General features: G+C 39.9%; 20 protein-coding genes. 11 read left to right on the top strand and 9 right to left on the bottom strand.

Translation table 11 applies throughout. From position 1 onward, the window contains the following. The first annotated feature begins 97 nt into the window (after positions 1-97). Both H6G75_RS19755 and H6G75_RS19750 read left to right on the top strand, forming a co-directional pair. The gene (locus H6G75_RS19755; protein WP_190981699.1) at positions 98-1,240 is read left to right on the top strand and encodes an IS4 family transposase; all 1,143 of its coding nucleotides are present in this window, start codon (positions 98-100) and stop codon (positions 1,238-1,240) included. Between the two features lie 202 nt (positions 1,241-1,442). Further along, the gene (locus H6G75_RS19750) at positions 1,443-1,916 is read left to right on the top strand and encodes a hypothetical protein (protein ID WP_242051579.1); all 474 of its coding nucleotides are present in this window, start codon (positions 1,443-1,445) and stop codon (positions 1,914-1,916) included. Between the two features lie 109 nt (positions 1,917-2,025). On the opposite strand, the gene H6G75_RS19745 is transcribed toward H6G75_RS19750, so the two are convergent. The 7 genes from H6G75_RS19745 to H6G75_RS19715 form a co-directional block, all read right to left on the bottom strand. After that, positions 2,026-2,319: a hypothetical protein gene (locus tag H6G75_RS19745; protein ID WP_190981698.1), complete on the bottom strand. Its 294-nt coding sequence runs from the start codon at positions 2,317-2,319 to the stop codon at positions 2,026-2,028. Positions 2,320-2,602: 283 nt separating this feature from the next. Next, entirely contained in the window at positions 2,603-3,823 is a 1,221-nt protein-coding gene (locus tag H6G75_RS19740) for an SMI1/KNR4 family protein (protein WP_190981697.1), read from the bottom strand. Between the two features lie 80 nt (positions 3,824-3,903). After that, the gene (locus H6G75_RS19735) at positions 3,904-4,953 is read right to left on the bottom strand and encodes a WD40 repeat domain-containing protein (protein WP_190677850.1); all 1,050 of its coding nucleotides are present in this window, start codon (positions 4,951-4,953) and stop codon (positions 3,904-3,906) included. A 47-nt stretch (positions 4,954-5,000) separates the two neighbouring features. After that, positions 5,001-6,449, bottom strand: a complete 1,449-nt coding sequence (locus H6G75_RS19730) for a hypothetical protein (RefSeq protein WP_190981696.1) — start codon at positions 6,447-6,449, stop codon at positions 5,001-5,003. A gap of 73 nt (positions 6,450-6,522) precedes the next feature. Next, the gene (locus tag H6G75_RS19725; RefSeq protein WP_190981695.1) at positions 6,523-7,272 is read right to left on the bottom strand and encodes a hypothetical protein; all 750 of its coding nucleotides are present in this window, start codon (positions 7,270-7,272) and stop codon (positions 6,523-6,525) included. Between the two features lie 144 nt (positions 7,273-7,416). Beyond that, the gene (locus tag H6G75_RS19720; protein ID WP_190981694.1) at positions 7,417-8,157 is read right to left on the bottom strand and encodes a hypothetical protein; all 741 of its coding nucleotides are present in this window, start codon (positions 8,155-8,157) and stop codon (positions 7,417-7,419) included. Next, a complete protein-coding gene (locus tag H6G75_RS19715) occupies positions 8,148-8,633 on the bottom strand; it encodes a hypothetical protein (RefSeq protein WP_190981693.1) in 486 nt (161 codons plus the stop codon). The genes H6G75_RS19720 and H6G75_RS19715 overlap by 10 nt, the downstream gene beginning before the upstream one ends. A 186-nt stretch (positions 8,634-8,819) precedes the next feature. Here H6G75_RS19715 and H6G75_RS19710 point away from each other — a divergent pair, with 186 nt between their 5' ends. The 3 genes from H6G75_RS19710 to H6G75_RS19700 all read left to right on the top strand — a co-directional run bounded on the left by H6G75_RS19710 (position 8,820) and on the right by H6G75_RS19700 (position 10,546). Further along, positions 8,820-9,245, top strand: a complete 426-nt coding sequence (locus tag H6G75_RS19710) for a hypothetical protein (RefSeq protein ID WP_190981692.1) — start codon at positions 8,820-8,822, stop codon at positions 9,243-9,245. A gap of 113 nt (positions 9,246-9,358) precedes the next feature. Further along, on the top strand, positions 9,359-9,754 hold the full coding sequence (locus H6G75_RS19705; protein ID WP_313934875.1) for a DUF2809 domain-containing protein: 396 nt from the start codon (positions 9,359-9,361) through the stop codon (positions 9,752-9,754). A 204-nt stretch (positions 9,755-9,958) separates the two neighbouring features. Beyond that, positions 9,959-10,546: a hypothetical protein gene (locus H6G75_RS19700; RefSeq protein WP_242051578.1), complete on the top strand. Its 588-nt coding sequence runs from the start codon at positions 9,959-9,961 to the stop codon at positions 10,544-10,546. Between the two features lie 78 nt (positions 10,547-10,624). Here H6G75_RS19700 and H6G75_RS19695 read toward each other — a convergent pair whose 3' ends face one another. Then, positions 10,625-11,833: a lysozyme inhibitor LprI family protein gene (locus H6G75_RS19695; protein WP_242051577.1), complete on the bottom strand. Its 1,209-nt coding sequence runs from the start codon at positions 11,831-11,833 to the stop codon at positions 10,625-10,627. A gap of 64 nt (positions 11,834-11,897) precedes the next feature. Continuing rightward, complete coding sequence (locus H6G75_RS19690) at positions 11,898-12,530, bottom strand: hypothetical protein (RefSeq protein ID WP_190981690.1); 633 nt, start codon at positions 12,528-12,530, stop codon at positions 11,898-11,900. A 190-nt stretch (positions 12,531-12,720) separates the two neighbouring features. On the opposite strand from H6G75_RS19690, the gene H6G75_RS19685 reads away from it, so the two are divergent. The 6 genes from H6G75_RS19685 (at position 12,721) to H6G75_RS19660 (ending at position 16,296) form a co-directional block, all read left to right on the top strand. Beyond that, on the top strand, positions 12,721-13,458 hold the full coding sequence (locus tag H6G75_RS19685) for a hypothetical protein (RefSeq protein WP_190981689.1): 738 nt from the start codon (positions 12,721-12,723) through the stop codon (positions 13,456-13,458). 13 nt (positions 13,459-13,471) lie between these two features. Beyond that, positions 13,472-13,939 carry a hypothetical protein gene (locus H6G75_RS19680; RefSeq protein WP_190981688.1) on the top strand — a complete coding sequence of 156 codons (468 nt, stop codon included), beginning with the start codon at positions 13,472-13,474 and terminating at the stop codon, positions 13,937-13,939. A gap of 16 nt (positions 13,940-13,955) precedes the next feature. Continuing rightward, a complete protein-coding gene (locus tag H6G75_RS19675) occupies positions 13,956-14,492 on the top strand; it encodes a hypothetical protein (RefSeq protein ID WP_190981687.1) in 537 nt (178 codons plus the stop codon). Positions 14,493-14,528: 36 nt separating this feature from the next. Beyond that, the gene (locus H6G75_RS19670) at positions 14,529-15,029 is read left to right on the top strand and encodes a hypothetical protein (RefSeq protein WP_190981686.1); all 501 of its coding nucleotides are present in this window, start codon (positions 14,529-14,531) and stop codon (positions 15,027-15,029) included. Between the two features lie 134 nt (positions 15,030-15,163). Continuing rightward, on the top strand, positions 15,164-15,796 hold the full coding sequence (locus tag H6G75_RS19665) for a toxin-antitoxin system YwqK family antitoxin (RefSeq protein ID WP_190594905.1): 633 nt from the start codon (positions 15,164-15,166) through the stop codon (positions 15,794-15,796). 62 nt (positions 15,797-15,858) lie between these two features. Continuing rightward, positions 15,859-16,296 (top strand): hypothetical protein, encoded by a 438-nt coding sequence (locus H6G75_RS19660; RefSeq protein WP_190981685.1) that lies wholly within the window; start codon positions 15,859-15,861, stop codon positions 16,294-16,296. Positions 16,297-16,335 lie beyond the last annotated feature (39 nt).

The following is a 16,335-nucleotide window of genomic DNA, read 5'->3' as shown; positions in this document are numbered from 1 at the left end:
TGAGAATGAACTGTACAGTTATTAAGCGGCTACCTGTAGGGTACAGTTTAATGGTAAAAAAGAACGGTCTCGTAATTTGATCAAGACCGTCATCAAAATGCTGGCATCATTCTACCAAAACTTCTTAGAAAAATACCTAAATAAAGCACAGTTAATCACCCTACAGATGTTGGTGTGGTTGTTACAAAATCAGAAACAGGTGAAGATAGAAAGACTGGCAGCAACCTTACCTCTACCAATACAACAAAACAGTCGTAGACGGCATATACAAAGGTTTTTAACATCGAATGCTTTGAGTATAGTCTTATTATGGTTTCCCATCATTGAAGCAATAATTAACCAACATTTTAAAATAGGGTCACAATTAACCATTGCGATGGATAGAACACAGTGGAAAGAAAATAATGTGTTGATGGTGAGCGTGATTTATCAAAAAAGAGCGTGGCCAATATATTGGTGCTTGTTGGAGAAAGACGGTAGCAGTAATTTAGAAGAACAGCAAAAAGTATTACGCCCAGTAATTCGCTTATTAAAAAAATACAAACTAGTAATTATTGGGGATAGAGAATTTCACAGTGTAGAACTGGCACAATGGCTGCACAAGCAGAACATAGGTTTTGTATTCCGTCAAAAAAAAGATACTACTTTTCGGAAAAAAAGACAGAAGTTTCAGCCTTTAAGTAGCATTGAAATTTATCCTGGTATTCGCTCCTTTTATCCCGATGTTAAAGTTACTCAAAAACAAGGTTTTGGTTGGTTCAATTTAGCTGTTTATTGGAAAAGGAAGTATCGGGGAAAGCAAGATAAGGAAGCTTGGTATTTATTAACTAATTTACCTGATTTAAACACTGCCATCAAAATATATGCTCAACGTTTTGGGATTGAGGCGATGTTCAAAGATTGTAAAACAGGCGGTTACAATTTAGAAACTTCCCAAGCCAACCCTGATAGACTTGTACGTTTAATATTCTTAATTGCTTTAGCAATGACGAGTGCTTGGTTACAAGGTCAAAAAATTAAATTACAGCGACAACAATCTTATGTCTGTCGTTCTCAAGAGCAAAGTAAAGCTGAAAAAAGGCACAGCAATTTTTGGATAGGTTTGTATGGTTTTAATTGGATAGTTGCTTGGCAAGGGTGTCAAGTATTGGTCGAGGAACTGGTCGCTTCCATTCGCAATAAGCAAGCATATTATCAGCGAGGTTTAAGGGCTATGGAGCTTATACAGCAAGCACTTTAGGGAGCTTGTCGCCCCTTGAAAAATTTATCGCTTAATCTGCTTGAAAAAAATTACAACACAGCAAGCAGCACCGTTATATAGTCCTGAAAAATATCAGAGTGAATTTGCTCAGTTTAGCGATAGTAAATGTAATTATGGCTCTTAATATGATGTATGTAATCCAGCCTGCATAATTCTTGAATATACAGCACTTTCCGGTGTAATGATGTACACTTTGGGCGGGCAATATGCCACCCCACAAGAGTTTCATGATGATAATTTGTACCTCATAATCACGAAATCTGCTGTATTTGGCAACCAACGCAGTAATTATATAATTTTCAATAGATTTGAGTCTGAAATATTACGACATAATGAGATGACAATAGAGATGGGAATTCTCCAAATTAATACCGGGAATTATGAGGTGATTCCTGTTGCAACTAGGGAAATATTTTATCAATTTTGGTTGCCGGCTTGTAAGTCTCTTGGTTTACAATTAATCAGTCATTTTCATGACGGGTATTTAAATGTCGTCTCAGCAGAAGATGTTCCTAAAATTGTAGAAGAATTGATTTGTTTACATTCTTATACTTTAGAACAAGAAGATTTAGCTTTTATGAGCGAGAGAATAGAACGTATAATCCATGTATTTCAGACAACAGATACGACATCATATAAATATGATTTTGGATAATTAATGGAGTTTTAACGATTGATTAGAATAACGTCTACCTGATGTCGAAATGACGCATTTCAATCGTTAAAAAAGCTCCAGGTTTCGTCATAGATCGGGTTTAATTTACTTATAATACTTTGATACAGCCGTCTTTGATTTCGATTTTAGAGCCATCTTTGACTTCGACTTTTCCACAAGATGTTTCAATAACAGCAGCTTTACCGCTACCTTGTATCGTTGCGGCTCCAGTCGTACGACCATTGAATGTAACTTCTTTCGTTGAACCATCCATCTGGACTTTCATTACATGTTTGTCCGAGTCCTTATTGGAATATTGGATATAAACAGAAGCCCAAGAGGGACTGGAAAAAATAATGCTTGGGATAGCAGACAACATCGCTAATAAAAGTATTTTTTTCATAGCTTTTATAAACCTATTTTCATCAACATTTTTATGTATATTTATTTCTTACTCTAGAAAAATAAATATAACATGGGTAGTTGTACGTAAATTATATGACTGTGGCTATAACTGCATAAAAATAATTATTTTCGCGCAAGTTTCACATTTTTAAATTAGCCGATGAAGATTAGGTTGTAAGTCTGTAAAGGTTAATTAAATTTTCAGATTAAAAAATTAAAAATCAGCAAACGCCAGGTCTAGCACACTCACACTGGAAAAATAGATCCAGATGATGGGTCATTTAGGGATACAATATATTATATATGTACTCCAACCTTTTTAAAATTCGTTGAATTCGCATCTCAGTTTGCTCTGCATTAAACCCAAAGTTGTACCGCATCTTACCCATATTCTTAATTCGCCATTGGTTGATTTTATAATCTATTTCACTGCTCATCTTCACTTGCTCATTTGTGAGTTCAGGAGAGATATCGATTCCGATGATTTCTGCAAGGAGTCTGGCAAAATTCACAGAATGAAAGTATGGATAATCTCGAATTAATTCCCCAGAGCGAAGAAAATCTAGTAATCCTTCAATTGTAGATAACCCATATTGAATATCATCTAGAAAATCCTTGAGCCATTGTTCTGGGGAAAACTCACAAAAACGAATCCAATCCCCCTGAATTTCCACCTCGTATCCTTCCTGGGTGAGAAACAAATCCCGCACAGGATTATCCCCATCGACAATTCGTAACAACCCTGGATATTGCTGATTTCCTGGATTTTTGAGCCAATCCCTCGATTTTGCTGCTTTCAACTTTGCGAGGAACTCAGGTAAAGGCTGATTCCATACTTGGGCAGAATTGTTTGCCATAACTTCCTCAGCCGACCAGTAATTTCCTAGCCGTTCCCAATTGCCACCATTGCAGACTTCTAGCAAAAATGTTCTGTAAACTTCAGGCAGTTTAATTCCATGTTGTGCTTCTAACGCGCTCAACTTTGCTTCAGAAGCAATTGGCGGATTAGTCGTGATTTGGGCATAGCGATTGTATGGATCGAATTTTCGCAATCGAGCGAGGGTAACGTGAATTCGTTCGGGAACAGTCAACCATTTTCGCAGGGGTAATTGGCAACCAAAGTGACGCTCCACTGTAAAAATGTCTTGATCGTATACTCTCACCCTTCCTTGCGGGTCGTGAGAGAATTGAATTTGTAACTGAGTCAACACCTGACACAATTGCTCTGCCTCATCATCAGTGGGAAATAATCCCACAAGATGGGGATGCTTGATTCTCTTAATCTCCTGATACATAAACTCACAAGCTTCCGCCTCATCGGTAAATTCAAACAGCAGTTGTTGAACCGCACCACGCTCGGTGTAAACGACTTGCCAGTTATCATCCCTTTGAATCAAGCAAATCTCATCATCACCCATTTGGCGAATCTGATACAGGCGACAGCCTTCGCCCCAAAGTTTGAGATCGAGTAACTCTGCATTCAGATATTGAACTTCCCACATTTACTCACCTCGAAAACACCCATCTCAATCACCGCCAGTTATGTCTTCACTTGTTATCATGGGTTTTCCCGCTACATTGATTAGGCGATCGCAACCACCTTTATCCCTTGCTTGGTGGCAACAATAGCTTGGAAAGATGTGTAATCAAACACCAAAGTATTAACTACTGCATCTACGTCATAGGTTTTGATTATTTCCCCTGTCTGAGCTGACAGCACTGCCAGAATTTGCCCTACACCACACAATAACCTGTTGTTACCCAGCCAAACGATATTACTTTGCCAAGGATTTAATCCATCATGGTCATGGTACAACCGAAAGAATTGACCCCACATTTTCTCCCGATATTGTGACGATTTTTCCCATTTTTTCCATATTTCATTGAGTGGTTCCTGCGTTTGCGGGGATAAAGTGCTTAATATCGAGCGTTCAAGCTGAAAACTTAATAAATCAACACCTTGATATCGATATGCAGTATAAGCCAGACGCTGACCATCTGGGCTAAAACTCAAGTTGCCACGATGACAACGCACACCACCTGAATATTCCCCCAAATAGGTTAATTTATCCTCAAGCATACTGTCAATTCTGTAAAACTGATGGGACTCATCCATGTCTACAGAATTAACAATGAGAAACTGCATTTGTGGATCGATGGCAAAAGCAGCATTATAATCTCGCCAACGACGCAACCAACGAATCTGCTCACCGCTTTCTAAATTAACTAGATAAATATCTCCCCAACCCTCACCAACCAATAAATAGCCCTGGCAAGGTGTTAATCCTAACCAGGAAATATGAGTACATTTACCATGTCCATAATACTCATCCTCCTGGGAATTCTCCTCATAGGGTGCATGGGGTAAGTCAACTCGTTGCAAAACGGACAAATCATCCCAGCGAAGAATCTCAATCCCAAATTCTGGCGTAACCTCAGAAGGAGCCACAGCAAACCTTTCCCCATCCGGTAACAAAACAATACTTGGTACTGATTCAAAATCATAGGGTAACTCGATTTGTTCAATTATCCGGGGTTGTTGGGAAATATCCCACTTCACCAAAGAATGGGGGTATATTGGTGCGATCGCCTGTTTCCTTACCGCGTCGTAAATTAGTGCTTTGCAATCCATACACCTTGCCCTCCTAGCCATCGCCATTAATTTTGAATTTTGAATTGTTAAGACTCCCCTTGTTCTGCCCGAAAAAGCCGGAGGAATCCCCCATCAAACCATTCCCCATAGTGAAATCGGAGTTCCCCGGATAGTAGCATCTGACCTCGACAGTAGAGAAAGTAGGTTTCTTTAGGGAAATAACTTTGCAAAGGGAGCAATCCTTGTTTCAACGCCGTTCGCTCCCCATTTTGCCAGAGTCTTGCCAGGTGAGATGCTAAACAGTTCAAGAAAAACTCAGCTTTAGGCAAGGAAGGATCTGTTCCTAAAGTGAGCAACTCATCTTCTCTTCCTCTCCAATCAACAGACATTTCCCAATCTTCGACGGGAGGTAAGCAGGATTCCAGCGAAGCCCAGACAACTAACTCTAGGTACGTCGGCTCATTCACGTTGGTAAATAAGGCATTTGCATTTATCGTCATTGTAATTTCTAAAACCGTTAACAAGGCGATCGCATTGGGATACACATTTCCTGTCACGAGTCGATACTGCTTCCCATCGCCTTCAAAGGGAATCGTATACGGGTACTGCAATTTTGCTTTTTGAAAATGCTGTAAGCAAAGCTGATGAAAGTCAGGTTGAGGTAGTGGTGCATCAAAAAACATCCAATCTAAACACAAACTATTTTTTTCTTGGCTCACAGAAGCAGCATTTAAATAGCGCCATAGCTTTTCAGCTTGAATGACGCAGCGTTGCAGATTTGGATAAGCAACTAGACGAGCAAGAATTTCTGCTGAGATTTCACGGTTGAGTAGGTTGGCGATAGCCATCTGATGCAGCAGTTCATATCTAATTGCAGCAACCTGATTGGGTGTATATAAGCGTGCTTTTTCTTCAAAAAATAGTAGATATATACTAGCAGCTTCCTCAATCTCAGATAAAATCTGGGGAATTAGTAAAGAGTGAGTAGGACTCGCAGCAGACGCAAAGCGTAAATTCCACTGGGTTTCATTGAGCAGTTCAATTCCCTCGATTTCTTGCAGATTCCTCCAATTACGCGCAACCTGTATCACCTTCAATGCTGTGCCATAGGGAATACCGTACATCGGATAGTAACTCCCCGGATGCCATAAACAAATCGGTTCATTGAAAGACTCGCCATGCTTTTGAAACAGGTGATTGATCAGTTCCCAAACTGCCCAATTTTGATAACCTTGCGGTAGTTTCCAACTGCGTTCGCGTAGCGACTCCTTTGGAGTATCGCCAATAAGCTGCTGGCAATTCCTGACAAAGAAGCGATTATCCTCATTCTCGTACATTTCACGCGCCTGAAAGCATTGCCAAAAAGTATCATGATGGGCATGACGTGCCAAAAACTGAATTAGGAGCGAATCGTCATATCTGGTTATGGCTTTGCGACTGTGGCAACCAGAGAATAATACACCTGAATCGCTTTGTGCGATCGCTAGTGTATATCCATCAATTAGAACAAACGTTTTTCCATGCTTATCTCTCATCCAGCAACTGGTTCAAATAGGTGAAAAATGCTGTAATAATGATTAAATGCTTGAATTTCTCCAACCTTAACCATTAAAGAGGTATGAATTCAGCAGTTTTTAAAGCATTCATCCAAGCGATGACAGCAGCTATACGATAATCAGACTCCCTAGAGTGATATTCGTGATAACTGCCATTAAAGACAGTAATTTTAAGGGATGAAAAAGCTTTATTTTCTAGATGAGAATATTGAATCAGCCCCTCGATAATTCCTTCGATTGATGGTGGAATATATTCGTCAGGAATAACGGTCTCATTTGGGATTTGCCAAATAATTTTAATCTTATTGTCTTCTAAATTCTGTTCTAATTTGAATACAATATGACCGTGCGTGTCAATAGAAGAGCTACCTCTGATATATTTACCCTCAGTAATTAATGGTTCTTTAATTGAATAACGTTGATACTCACAACCATGCCAGATATCTAATTCAATTACATTCTGAAATGTTTCCCAAATATTTACTACCCAATGCAAATTTTCCACATATTTACAAATATCGTCCCAAGCGGAGTTACGAATATGTTTATAAATTTTCAGCAATATATATAACTCACGAATATCCTGTTTATTCGGCTCCTCTTGGATAACTAATTTCATTAAACGTTGAGCAACTGTGATAGTTTCCTGGGTAAATAGCTCTTGTGAGTCTTCATCGTCTTTATATTTTCCTAATTCTGGTTGCTCATGTAGTGACTCAATTATTTCATTTAGCCAACCAATCTTTTTTTGTCTAGCTTCATAAGTATAGTCTTTTGCCCAGTATAATTGTTTGCGGTTCATATAATCAAATTGTTTCTAATAATAATTGTTAGATATATTATACAGAAAATACTATTTTATAACCTAAATATAGGTAAATGCACTTATCAAGCAATCTATAATATTAGTTAACAATTCATTTTTCTTGCATCAAAAATGGTTTTACTATGTCCACCATATATCATCTAGCAAATTTCGTTTTCTTTCTAAAGGAATTGCGGGACAATTTTCAATAAACAGCTTCAACCTATCATTTGCCAAACCCATTAAAAATCCTTGGAAAAGAAGATACGGACTTTGTTGAGAATTCAAAATTGAGAGCGATTTTTCAATCTCGGAAATACTATTAATGACATAATTTAGGTGCATTTGTAACCATTGCTTCGGCGTATAGCGTTCCATCACAACATAGGTCAACAACGGTTGTAAGCAGATTTGAATTTTCACTTCATGTCCTTCTTGCGTCAGAAATAACCCGTAAGTCTCTTCCTCTGGGGGATATAACCCAATCCGCAATAGTCCAGGGAGGGCGTTAAGATTTAAGAGATAGGGTAACTCGACTGCATCAGATTGTTTTCCTGTTGCCATAAATTGACGAACGAAATCAGGCGGTGACTGATGCCATAACTCAGCACAATTATGCTGCATGATTTCATCAATTGTCATCCAGCAGTCGCGCTCGGCACAATCCCAACACCCTCCATTTCCCACCTCTAGCAAAAAAGCAGCATAGGCGAATGGTAGCTGAATTTCCAATGCTTTTAGAATCGCCATTGAACCAAGCGGTGGATTTAAGTCTATTGCCAAACACATTCCATCTGGATCGAGGTATTTCAAGCGATCCAATGCGAAACGAATCTCCCTAGCAACTTCAATCATTGCAGTTTGATGGGCGGTTAAATGCATAGCTCTAACCCAGAGACTTGCTCCAAAAACATAGTAGCAAAGGATTCACAACGAGGCATGATTTTTGGAAGTTCAACCCGTAGCAGTGCGATCGCCGCCTCAACATCCTCACAATCGCAGTATAGATGTTCTAGATGATATCCTAATGAAGCTTCGGGGATTTCCGTACTCCCACAGCAGTTGTGAGAAACCCAAGCGATGAAGGATTTTATTGAGCCATCGCATTTGATATCCAACAAATAAGCTCGAATAAAAAATTCCTCTGAGTAGCCAAGAGCAATTGGAAGCGTTTTAATCAGCCCTTGTTTGAGGCACACTTTAGCACCTTTAGTAGCAATTTCCAGTAAATCATCAGCAGGTTTTTCAATCGCCAGAATCTGAGCATCAGCCCAAGCGATTAGGTTCTGCTCGGAAACAATGCCAATATTCCAAAGGGTAAGCGCGATCGCTAAAGGACTTGGATTTTCCAGTGACATACTCCTCACATCTTCCACCCAAAAAATGGTGAGATTAAATACTCAGCATAAAGCTAAAAGTATTAATTTATCGTTAAAAGCAAACAAAAATACTGTAGCTATACCGCCCAGATTTTCGATTTTGCTGTACATATACGTAAATGTGCAAGATATTAAGTTAACCTAAATTAGGATTTATTAGCTCAAATGTTCTCAAAACTAAGATGGCGATTGCTGCTTTTCATATTTCCCTTGGTGGTGGTTGGAATTTATCTGCTGCAACCGGCTCCCCCTGCGCCTTGTGGAAGCCTGAAAAAATTTGGCGCGCTCGAACAAGAAGGACGCTGCATCATAAATCGTAACGTTACCCTGGAAGGCAATCTCAAACGACTGCCCAATCAACTAACCGTCAAAGGCAACCTAACTATTAGCGGTACGTACATTGAAGAACTGCCCAATGCAATGGTAGTTGACGGAAACCTTTTCTTGTACAAAACTAGCATTGCCAAGCTTCCCCCAGATTTGCAGGTTCAAGGAAGTTTCGATCAATATAGTGGATTTGGTTCTCCAGGGGTTAAATGCAGTGCAATCCCTAAAACTGCTTTTATCAAAGGGAATCGCAACTGTCACTAATTGCGATCGCAATAGACTACAAATCAAATCGCTTACTAATTGGATTCATCAATTTAGTCCAATTTTAAAGAACAATGTTACAATCCTGGCGAATCAAACCCAGGAAATCAATCGTGCCTAAACAATTTTCTAATCTCAAGTGGTTGAGATTTAATCCTACCTCTTTCACCCTGTTTGCGATTCTATTTGCAATAGTTGTGATAATTGCACTCTTCTTCCGAGATGATTGGATTAGACCGTTACTGGGCGACGTTTTAATTGTCATGGTGATTGCTTACTTTGTTCATGCTTTTATTGCAGTTCCACTACAGAAAGTTGCTATTGGAACTCTCATCTTTGCCTACTTGATTGAGTTTCTTCAGTTTCTTAATCTCATTGATATTTTAGGCTGGCGAAACTCTCATCTAGCTCATTTAACAATTGGATCTACTTTCGACTGGCGAGATTTGGTTGCTTATACGCTGGGGATTGCGATCGTTTTCCTCACTGCGAATCGTTTGAAGTCATAAACTACTACTATTTTCCTCTTTATCGAGTATTCATCATTGCTTTAATATGGCGTAAACGCCCCAGATTTCAACGATTTAGGCATTGCTTCCTTCTGGTTTGACTACCAAAAAACTGTGACTATTATCAGAATTATATTTGATGATAGCTAATATCTTCAACTTGGTTTTCTGGATTTTTTATATATTTTCACGAAAATTTTCTATATGAATACTCAAAAGAATATCAATATTTTTCCTATAAATCGTCCCACTTTCTACATATACATACTATCTATATTCGGTTTTATATCCTTGATATCCTTGATTTGGTTATCGGGAAATACTAAATATTCACTCAGAGGAGGAGCATTTAGTAGTTTTTTCTTGACGATTTTAGTCCTAATTATTTCTATTACAGCAGTTATCCTAATTTTTAAATCAAATTTGTCTCGGTGGTTAAAATTCGTATTGTCTATACCTCAATTCTTGGGGATAATGCCCTTAACTTTATTTATTTTTCAATTGTTTGTAGTAATTTTTATTTTTGGAGCAGGATGTAGAACTGACTTTGTTTCTCCTAGTGGGAAAAAATCTATCGCAATTGACGAGACATGTTATATGGACTGTCATCATGCTGTTTTTAGACATTATTGGATACTGGAAAAAAAAATCGGCTCAATTTCCAATAATTCCACGAGAAGATGCAAAACAGAGGATGATTTCCAAGTAATTTGGAATTCTGATGAAACTGCAATTAGATTGAAAGAAAATAATCATTATCCTCAATCTGAAGAAAGTTTATTAATAGATTGACTGGAATTGCAAGAGGGAGCAATGCTATTTGACATCGAAAATTTTCTAGGAAGTCATAAACTAGTATTATTTTCCTCTTTATCGAGTATTCATCATTGCTTTGATATGGCGTAAACGTCCCAGATTTAAACGATTTAGGCATTGCTTACTTCTGGTTTGACTACCAAAAAACCGTGACTCAAACTTGCAATACTGAGTTTGATAACGCTCCCAAAGAGCTTGAGTTTTATCTTGTCCAGATGTAACTGGGGCTTGCTGCTGCTCGTCTTCTGAATCATATACAGCTATCCCCTTTAGATCCGCAATGCGATCGTTATTTAGCCGAGCTAAACAGCGATGATAGAGCATCGGTGCCATAGAATTTTCTTTAAAAGGTTCAACCAACTCAGTACAATGTGCTTCACGATAGTCTTGCCAGTATTTCTGTGCGATCATAAATGTTTGCTGATACTGCTTCGATAGTCTTGTTGCCCAATCGCCATAAATGCTTGATTGCAAAAGCTGAGTTGTTTTCGACCAATAGACCACGCATTGATTTAACCCAAACTGTGTCTTATCCACACAATTTAGCTCTGGAATTCCAGGTAGCACAAAACTATTGAAGAGATCCAAGCCACGAGTAGGTGCTGCCAAAAGGTCTTCTAGTTGGTGAAGTCGAGCCTCTCTGAGAAGCTGATGACATTCCGCCAATCTCAGGGGGTTAAAAACGAATAGAGCTTTTTCGATCTGGCAATACTGAGTTTGATATTGCTCCCAGTGACGTTGCACCGATGAATTTCTCAATTTGAGTCGATCGAGTAAGGATTCAAATCGAGGATCGCGGGATTGGAGGGTAATAATCTGACCACCTCTCTGTAATTCTAGAATGCGATCGTTATTTAATCGCGCTAAACAGACAGATGTTGCAATTGGAAAATCTGGCGTATTGCGTAAGCGTTGAGTTAACTGTTGACAGTGTTGTGTTTGAAACTGATGCCAGGATTGATCTGCGATCGCCAGTTGATGTTGAAGGGGTGGAATAAGTTGGGACTCCACATCTTGATAAACCAATGATTTGAGCAAATGGGTTACTTCTGCCCAACGCTTTGCACAGCGATATTCACCCGCTTCAACCTGTCGAACACAGTCCGGTTGCAAAACCCCAGCAAATCCTAATATCACGGTTGGATAAGGTAGAGGAGTCTGTGGCTTGGCTTCTGACGCAGGGATAGCTTGGCTTGGTTCCATACCAAGCTGAGTTGCAAATAAAATGGCGCTCGCAAATATCCCAATCTTAAATTTCATCATTTTCCATAATTAACAATCCTCAGTAGCCTTCAACCACTATCCCTGGCATTTAAATTGTATGAGCTTAATCTCCAATCGTGACATAATACCAATAGGAATCAATTGTATGTTCTACCCTTAATCGATATCCTAAAAATAAATTTTGATCGGGAATTTTAGCCTGTTCACTATACACAAATCCCTGTGCCCCCCCAAAGACCCTAGCTGTAAAGAACAAAATGTATAATCCATTCTCTCCCCGTTGTGTTTGAATTTCTTTGCTGATTGAAGTGTGATGGTAAGCTGGCGGTAAAGCAGCAATATTGTTCATACCTCCACGAATTTGATTTGACTGTACCAACGCAATTACTTGTTGCCGACTTGCCAAATTTTGATAAAAATTCGCCGTTAGCCAAAACTGTTCAAACGGGACGATAATCTCAATTACCAATCCTAATAACTGTAGTAACAGCGGAAAAAAGCGTCGCCACCGTTGATTTAGAAATGAGCCTTTCTGGATGGCACGCACCCAAAAGGAAATCGCCCAAATTAATCCAATCAATACTGCGATCGCACTTCCAATCCAGAGCAATGGTAAGAAAAACCATGTCAGCCAATCTAACCAAACAAAGTGCAATAATCGTATTAACCACAGTCCTAAGCTAACGCCAATGATGTAGCGGACAATCCCTGACTGCCAAACTGAGCGTTTTTTCATAGCCAGCCCTGTGAACGGTTCACTCCATAAGTAATATGCAATCCAGTATAAAAAATATAGTGACTTTGTTGATTCTGAATTGAACTCAGTATATTCTCGTAAATATTAGAAGTCAACTTGTAGCTAACTTGCATTGTTAAATATGAGGCGTATTATTTGACCTGGTTCATAGGGGAGTAGTAACAGAATAATGGAAGAAATAGAATATCCTGACTGGACAATCGAGCGGCGATGCGTGTTACAGAAACTGGAAAATATCGCTAAGGATTACATTCATTACTTTACATATCAAGCAAGATACTATCAACCAATGGTGGTGATTTGGTCGCGTGATGAATTGCTAAAAGGATTAGATGCCCTTCATTTACTCAATTGTGAGATCGATCGCCTTGTTTTTGAAGAAATTTCCCAAAACTATCCTCATCTGAGTCAATGTGTTCATGCTGCTGAATGCTTGTGGTATACCAATCCGGAGATTTCAATCCAGGAAAGCGATGTGAGTTTGGATTGGATGATGTTTAGTTTGTTTGGGCTAATTGATGATGAAATTCGCGAACGCTGTCTAGAAATAGTCAGAGCCGCAAAACTAAACCAACCTCGGACATTACTTGCAACAGTACAGGGACAACAATACCGTCTAATTACCGATTGGGATAATGAGCAAATTAAGCTGATGACAGCAGTTCCACTAAATGTCGATCGCAATCCATTTATGCGTGAAAGAACGGCTAAAAATGAATATGCACCAACCTACTTGGAGTTAGTGACCATGGCATCTTGCGACAGTTTGCCGATGAATTGCGATCTAGTAATAGACTGGGGTGCGCTGGGGTTGCTAGAGGAACTGGAAGCCCTCAGCACCGATCCTTCATTGCCCACTGCTGAATATCTCAAATATTGCCTAAAAACATATTATTCGCTCAATTGAGACGGTTAAATGGATGATGAGAAAAATTACGGTAGAATTTTTGGGTGATTCTGAAATTGAAATAGCCTGCTATGGTGCAGATTCTGACTGGGTTTGTCGATTAACCGATCCCCTCACTCAGCCAAAGGGATCTGTATCCGATGCATTTGCGCCATTTCCGGACTTGGGATTTCTTTGGTTTCGAGAGGTTGGCGATCGCGCGTGGGTCGTTTCTGGTATGGTAAATCGCTCTGTCTTTCAAGATGAAGCCTGGTTAGATGATTTGCTTTACCGCATTAGTAACGAAATATACCTGCGGGATTACTCGCCAGCAAGGCGAATTGAGTTTGTGAGCATTGACGTAACAGCCATGTTTGATGGTGAGCGGGGAAGGGATAGATTCCCAGGAGGAGAAGTGGAGAAAATGTGGCAGAGAAAGTGGCAGGGTCAACAAGCAATTACCCCTTTAGAAAACGACAAAGAAACCAGCGGTAACTCGTGATAGAAAGAGCGAACTGATGGAATACCCAGGCTGGAAAATCTATCTGCGATTGTTAATTGATGATTACCCCCTCGTCGTCTTGGCAAAAGATAATGAGCTGCGCTTTATCTCTGAAGGATATTATCAAAACATCATCGAATTTTTATTACCCTTGGCAGAACCAGGTGAGGATTTTGTCATCGAATCCGGTTCGGTGCAAATTGAGAGCATCCATAATCAATTACATCAGGCGTTTGTAAGTGGGCAGGAATTTGTTGATTATGGAAATATTTATTTCTGCCTTCAGCCAATTCCGCCATCTGATGTGGCGATACTCCAAAGGAATCGCTTCGCGATCGCAGGTTCAGAATTTCACCAAGAAATCCATCGATATCAGCAACGGACAGGACATCGACCAACTGAACCTTTCTGGTATGTAACTCTAAACTTTGCGGGTTGGAATGGGTGCGGTCACTATATCCCGAAAAGTAGCATTGACAAAATGATTCAAGTTACTCAACAGATTAAAGCAGGGGAGTTAAACTTTCCAGAAGGAGTAAGGCTTTTGTCCTAAATTATAGAAGATCGCCTCGCATTTTTTGGCTTGTATATGAACATAAACGCTTTACCCATCGATCCGAGCGATCGATATATTTTTCTCACGGATTTGTGGGATGAACCTTGGACAGCAGAGAATGCAGAAGTTATTCGATATACACTCTTTCACGATCCAGAACCTTCGATTTGTTCTTTGTGTCCTCAAATTCTCAGTTCTTGGGGCGATCGCATCTGTGACACCCGCAATGCTTTTTTGCGCTATATTGAAACACCATTAGATTTTCGGGTGCTGAATGAGGTACTAACGGCGAGTGGTGCGTTGGGCTTTGGGGATGATGAAATGGTAAATGCGATCGCAACTCATATTTGCAGTACCGAATACTGTGTCCCGTTAAATGTCATTGATGCCCTAAATCAATTAAATAACCCGACTTCAACCGTTCTAGATGCCCTGGAAAGGGCGACGACGATTCCCAACAGCTACTATGCGGATGAAATGATTCACCGTACTGCTGCGGAAACCTTAAGCAAGTTGAGGGAGAAATATCACTAACAAGTTTATGCTTTTTCATTTGTATAATCCTTTGCTGTTTGTTGAACTATAAAGCTATAAATAAGTTTTGAGAAAGTCACATTAATTTCTAAGATGTGTTTTTTGGGAGAACTCCATTAACATCACTTGACTGAATGCGCTACGACGAAGATGGATTGGAAATGCTCGACCTGGACAGCGATCGCGCCAGTTATGATGAGGCGGGTGACTGCCTGCTTCAGGACGGTTTGCCATTTACCGGGTGGGCCTTTGAAAACTATGAAGACGGTCAACTTTATACTCGAATACATTATGAAAGGGGCTACCATACTGGCTTGTTGGAAATATTCTATGAAAATGGCCAGATCATGAGCCGTCACGGGGATTACGACCATGTTGCACGTCAATCGATCATTCGGCAATGGGCGGAGAATGGGCAGATGATCTCTGAGGAGACATACCCCAGCACGACCTGTTTACCTGGTTATCGAAAGTTATGGACTGACGAAGGAAGGCTCATTTATGATTATGAATCTCCAGCGACTTACCAAGCCTTCAAGCACGGTGTTGAAACTTGGTGGTATGAGGATGGCCAGATCCAGGAGCGCAAAGTGTGGTCGTTCGGACTTTGTACGGAGCATCTGCAATGGGGACTGGATGGGAAAGTTCTGATGGAAGAATACCTGAGCGAAGGCAGCCCAGAATATCAACTCATACATATACGGAAAGAAAAAGAAGCGGAAATGGTAAAGAAATACGGTGAACTACCCGTCTGGAATAGCTGCTGAGGGCTTTTATTTGGTCATAAATTCCAACTATTGGTCTATCAACCTTGAATTGATGTATTTCTATGAAAATTTCCATTTGGTTCTTTGGCTTACTATTGCCTTGGTACTGCTTTTTACTATATCGATCGCGTTCTGCATATGTTTTACATCCGTGGGAATCAAAGGCACTTATTTGGGTAAATATTTTACTGCTATCGCTGTTTGGCATAGCATTGGGGCAACCTTACGCTTCATCAGGGCTACCAATGGACAATCATGGGCGGATTGTCGGGATGGCGCGATTAATCTGGAATCCAATGCTGGGAATCTATGCTCATAGTGCTTTTGTGTTATTTCCCTATAGCTGGATGGTTTGGGTACAGCAGCGACGGTTGCATTTTCTGATGTTGTTAGTACAGGTTGCATTTGCGATCGCAGTTTCCCATTGGCAAAGTTTAGTCTTACCGGATGCCTGTGATTACGAAATTCCAGCTGTAAAAGCGATGTACTTGTGTGGTTAACCTCAAACCAACTAATTGCCCTCTGAATCGATCGGGTTT

The organism is Nostoc sp. FACHB-280 (assembly GCF_014697615.1).
GTDB lineage: Bacteria > Cyanobacteriota > Cyanobacteriia > Cyanobacteriales > Nostocaceae > Nostoc_B.
Note: the sequence above shows the minus strand (reverse complement) of the source record. Positions and strands in the feature narration are given on the sequence as shown.